This is a genomic window from Nocardioides sp. NPDC057772, from assembly GCF_042798075.1.
Taxonomy (GTDB): Bacteria; Actinomycetota; Actinomycetes; order Propionibacteriales; family Nocardioidaceae; genus Nocardioides.
The window spans coordinates 4,357-9,203 of the sequence record NZ_JBHVKN010000204.1; the positions used below are offsets into that span (position 1 = coordinate 4,357).

The window sequence follows — 4,847 nt, forward strand, 5'->3', positions numbered from 1 at the left end:
GGCCGGCGACGCAGTGCCCCGAGGCCGGTGCACGGGGCGTCGACGAGGATCCGGTCGAAGGTGGCGTCCTTGAACGGCGGCCGGGTGCCGTCGCCCGCGACGACGCCGGCGACACCCTCGACCTGTGATCCGGCCGAGCGGTCCGTCAGGTTGGCCAGGACGAGTCCGGCGCGGTGCGGCTGACGCTCGTTGGCGACCAGGGCGGCGCCCTGGTGCGCGGCCAGCGCCGCCAGCAGCGCCGACTTGCCGCCGGGGCCGGCGCACAGGTCCAGCCAGACCTCAGGCGCTTCGCTGTCGCTCTCGACCTCCGCCTCGGCCAGGGCGATGGCCACGAGCTGCGAGCCCTCGTCCTGGACACCCGCGCGCCCCTCCGCGACCGCGTCGATCCCGGCCGGTGAGCCGGAGTCGAGGGTGACCCCGAAGGGCGAGTAGGGCGTCGGCGTACCGCCGAGCTCGTCGACCGTGGCACGCCCGGGACGGGCGACGAGCGTGACCGACGGCGGCACGTTGTCGGCTTCGAGCAGCGCGTCGACCTGGTCACGGCCGACGGCCTCGGCGAGCCGCTCGACGACCCAGCGTGGGTGGCTGAAGGCGACGGCGGCCCAGCCGTCGTGGTCCTGCTCGCGCGTGGGCGCGACCTCGGCGACCCACTCGTCCAGGGACTTGCGGGTGACCTTGCGCAGGACGGCGTTGACGAAGCCGGCCGGCCCCTGGCCGACCTTGGCGCGGGTCAGGTCGACGCTGGTCGAGATCGCGGCGTGGTCGGGAACCCGCATGGAGAGCACCTGGTGCGCCCCCAACCGGAGCACGTCGAGCACCTTCGCCTCGACCTTGGCCAGCGGACGGTCGATGCAGGCCGCCAGCACGGCGTCGTAGGTGCCCTGCTGCCGCAGCGTCCCCGAGGCGAGCTCGGTGGCGAAGGCCGCGTCGCGACCCTCCAGCCCGAGGCGGCCGAGGACGTGGGGCAGCACCAGGTTGGCGTACGCCTCGTCGACCCGCACCGCCTTGAGCACCTCGAACGCTGCCAGCCGGGCCGGATCCGTGGGCCTGGTGCCGCCCCGCTCTCCCGGTCGCCGCGGCCCCTGGGGCCTCCGGCCGGGGCGCCTCCTATTCGAAGGCGACACCGGACTCCAGACGTACGCCGCGGGCCCAGTCGGCCGCCGGCATCTCCTTCTTGCCGAAGGCCTTCACGCGGCCCAGGCGTACGGCCGTCGTGCCGGTGCCGACGAGCACCTCGTTCTTGCGGACGACGAGCTCGCCGGGGGACGCGGTGTCCTCGGTCATCGTCACCGGACCGACCTTGAACCGTTCGCCGTCGAGCAGGGTCCAGGCTCCGGGCGCCGGGGTGCAGGCGCGGACCTGCCGGTCGATGGCCACCGCGTTCTGCGTCCAGTCGATGCGGGCATCGTCGACGGTGATCTTGTCGGCGTAGGAGACGCCGTCGGCGGGCTGCTCGCGCGCCTCGAGGGTGCCGTCCTCGATCCCGTCGAGCGTGGACACCAGCAGCCCGGCCCCACCCTCGGTCAGCTTCTCGAAGAGAGAACCGGAGGTCTCATCCGGCGCCAGCGCCTGGGTCATCGTGCCGAAGACGGGACCGGCGTCCATCGCCTTCACGATCCGGAAGGTGGTCGCGCCGGAGATCTCCTCCCCGGCCCAGACCGCCCGCTGCACAGGAGCCGCGCCGCGGTAGGCGGGCAGGAGCGAGAAGTGCAGGTTGACCCAGCCGTGCCGCGGGATGTCCAGCGCCGACTGCGGCAGCATCGCACCGTAGGCGACCACCGGGCAGCAGTCGGGCTCGAGCGCCTTCAGCTCGGCCTGGAAGTCGGGCTCGCGGGGGTGCTCCGGTTTGAGCACCGGCACCCCGAGCTCCTCTGCCCGCTGGGCCACCGGAGAGGGCACCAGCCGCTTGCTGCGGCCCTGGGCAGCGTCGGGCCGGGTGACCACGCCGACCAGCTCGTGGCGGGAAGCGGCGATCGCGTCCAAGGACGGTACGGCGACCTCGGGCGTACCTGCGAAGACGACCCTCATCAGAACCCGAACCCGTTCGTCGCGTGCGGCGAGATCTTCACGGTCGGCTTCTCCAGGCCGAACCACTCCGACTCCCGGATCTCCTTCATCGCCGCCTTGCGGGCGGCCTCGTCGAGCCGGTCGATGAACAGGATGCCGTCGAGGTGGTCGGTCTCGTGCTGGATGGCGCGGGCGAGCAGCTCGGAGCCCTCGATCGTGACCGGCTCGCCGTGCATGTCGAAGCCCTTCGCGACCACCGACATGGCCCGGCGGCAGTCGAAGGTGATGTCAGGCAGCGACAGGCAGCCCTCTCCCCCGTCCTGCGTCTCCTCCGACAGGGTCAGGTCCGGGTTGACCAGGTGACCCACCTGGCCGTCGACGTACCAGGTGAAGACCCGCAGGCTCACGCCGATCTGTGGAGCGGCCAGTCCGGCGCCCGGCGCCTCGAGCATGGTGTCGGTGAGGTCGGCAACGAGCTTGCGCAGTTCCTTGTCGAAGTCAACGACCTCGATCGCTGGCTTGCGCAGCACGGGGTCGCCGAAGAGTCGGATGGGCTGGACTGCCACTGTTCTCCTAGATGGTCGAGCGTGTCGGGTCCACAATACGTGGGCTGAGCCGTGGTCAGAGCGCCGGCGGATCCACCTGGACCCGCACCGGGTCGAGCTTGCGCGCCGACCGCACCCGCTGTAGCTCTCCGAGCGCCTCGGCGAGCTTGCCTCCGAGAGATCTGGGGACGCGTACGACTGCCCGCAGGCGTGGCTCGCCGGTCGAGGTCGGCTCGGCGGGGACCGGTCCCAGCACCTCCGCGCCCGGCGGCAGCGCCAGCAGGGTGAGCGCGTCGTCGAGCGCGCCGGGTGTGCCGGTGATGGTGGCCATCCGCGACGCCGGCGGGAGGTGGGCCTCCTGCCGCGCCGACGCCTCCCGCTGCGCGAACCCGGGCTGGTCCCAACGCACCAGCGCCTGCAGCACCGGCAGCGCGGGGTCGCCCACGACCAGGACTCGTCCGCCGGGTCGCACGAGCCCGGAGGCGTTGCTCCAGCGGCGCAGCGCCTCCTCGTCCGTACGCAGATCCGGCCGCCCCAGCAGCAGCCACGTATCGAGGAGCAGCACGGCAGCGTAGCCGCCGTCGGCGACGGGCTCGGCGCCGATCGTCGCGACCACGATCGCCGGTGTGCCCGGCACCGTCTGCTTGACCGTCCCCGCCGAGGAGGTGACCACCCGCACCCCTGGGAACGAGCGCCCCATCTCCTCGGCCGTGCGGGCCTCGCCGATGATCGGCGCTCGCAGCCCGAATCCTCCACAGGCGCCGCACGCCCACGCCGCTTCGACGTGGCCGCACCAGGCGCAGGTCGGCGGCGAAGCCGGGCCGCCGAGCTGCAGCGGCCCCTGGCAGGCCGAGCACCTGGCCGGCGTACGGCATCGATCGCAGGCCAGAGAGGCGGCATATCCGCGGCGCGGGGTCTGCAGCAGGACCGGTCCGGTGGCCAGCGCGGCGCGGATCGCCTCGTGGGCCTCGCGGGGAACCCGGGAGGCTCGGGTGAGCGGGTCTTTCTCGAGGTCGAAGTCGGTGTCGCCGGTGATCTCGACGCTCACCCGCTCCCGGGCCAGCGCCCGGGTAGGACGGATCTCCTGCGCCCAGCCCGTCTCGGCCAGGAACCCGGCCTCGACGGTCCGGGCGAAGCCACCCACGAGCACGGCCGCGCGCTCCTGCTCGGCCCGCAGCAGAAGGACGTCCCGCGCGTGCGGATAGGGCGAGCGCTGCTCGGCGAGCAGGTCGTCGCCGTCGTCCCAGACGACGACGAGTCCGAGGTCACGCACGGGTGCAAAGGCAGCGGCACGGGTGCCGATCGCCACCTTCACCGCACCCCGGACGACCCGCAGGAACTCTCGGTAGCGCGGGGCCGGGCCGGCGTCCGCTGCCAGCACGGCATGCTGACCCTCCCCGAGCACATTGGTCATCGCGGTGTCGAGGCGGGCGAGGTCCTTCCAGTCCGGCACCACGACCAGCACGCCCCTCCCGGAGGCCAGCGTGGCGGCGGCGGCGTGGGCGATCAGGTCGGCGTGGTCGGTGGCGGCCGCGGCGTGCCAGACCGCGCGCGGGGCGCCGCCGGTCGCCAGGTGGCGTAGGAACGCGGCCGCTGGCTCGTGGCCTGCCCAGGCCGCGGCGGCTGCGGCGGGGTCGAACTGCGGGGCCGCGGGAGCCGGCGGCGACGGCTCCTTCTCGGTCGACGCGTGCCGCGGCGGAACGGCCAGCCGGAGCACGTCGGCCCGGGGGCCCGCGTAGCGCCGGGCGACTGCCTCGCTCAGCGCGGCGACCTGCGGGGTGAGCACTACCTCGGAGCTGACGACCCGCTTGAGCGGCTGGAGCTTCGTGTGCTCCGAAGCCTCCGCCCGCGCGACGACGAACCCGTCCACGTCCTTCGGCCCGAACCGCACCTTGACCCGCACGCCCGGCCGCGCCTCCTCGGCCATCGAGGCCGGAACGGCGTAGTCGAACGGCCGGTCCAGATGAGCCATCGGCAGGTCGACCAGGACCTTGGCGACCGGGTCCACCTCTGCGGTCTCCGCCTCGGCGGCCTTGCGCGCCCGCGTCGCCGCCGCCTTCGCCCGTCCCTCCTTGACCCGGTCGCGCACCAGCCCGGGCAGCTCCAGCTCGGCTGCCCCGGCTGCCTCCTGCGGTCCCCGGCTCACAGAGGTCATTTCTACCAGCAGCCGCCGACAGGCACGTGACAGCAGCCTCGCGAGAACGTAGCCTGGCGCCCGTCCCACGGGACAGGCGCCAGACTTCTCAGGCAATTCCTGCACTTCTCGGGTGTTGCAATGCCCGAGAAGTGCAGGAA

Annotated in this window: 4 protein-coding genes; all 4 read right to left on the reverse strand. The window is 73.3% G+C overall.

Annotated elements, in window-relative coordinates:
• On the reverse strand, positions 1–1,001 hold a 1,001-nt coding region (locus ACFVJS_RS23365), incomplete at its 3' end, for a transcription antitermination factor NusB (protein WP_378885523.1).
• Positions 1,002–1,107: 106 nt separating this feature from the next.
• Positions 1,108–2,028, reverse strand: coding sequence for a methionyl-tRNA formyltransferase (gene fmt / locus ACFVJS_RS23370; protein WP_378885525.1), 921 nt, complete (start codon positions 2,026–2,028; stop codon positions 1,108–1,110).
• On the reverse strand, positions 2,028–2,573 hold the full coding sequence (gene def / locus ACFVJS_RS23375) for a peptide deformylase (RefSeq protein WP_165111506.1): 546 nt from the start codon (positions 2,571–2,573) through the stop codon (positions 2,028–2,030). Before def ends, fmt begins: the two co-directional genes overlap by 1 nt.
• A 55-nt stretch (positions 2,574–2,628) precedes the next feature.
• Complete coding sequence (locus tag ACFVJS_RS23380; protein ID WP_378885527.1) at positions 2,629–4,698, reverse strand: primosomal protein N'; 2,070 nt, start codon at positions 4,696–4,698, stop codon at positions 2,629–2,631.
• Positions 4,699–4,847: the final 149 nt, after the last annotated feature.

What these genes read in the sequence shown, in the direction of transcription:
- fmt (WP_378885525.1), bottom strand. Translation starts at nt 2,028, where the DNA reads ATGAGGGTCGTCTTCGCAGGTACGCCCGAGGTCGCCGTACCGTCCTTG.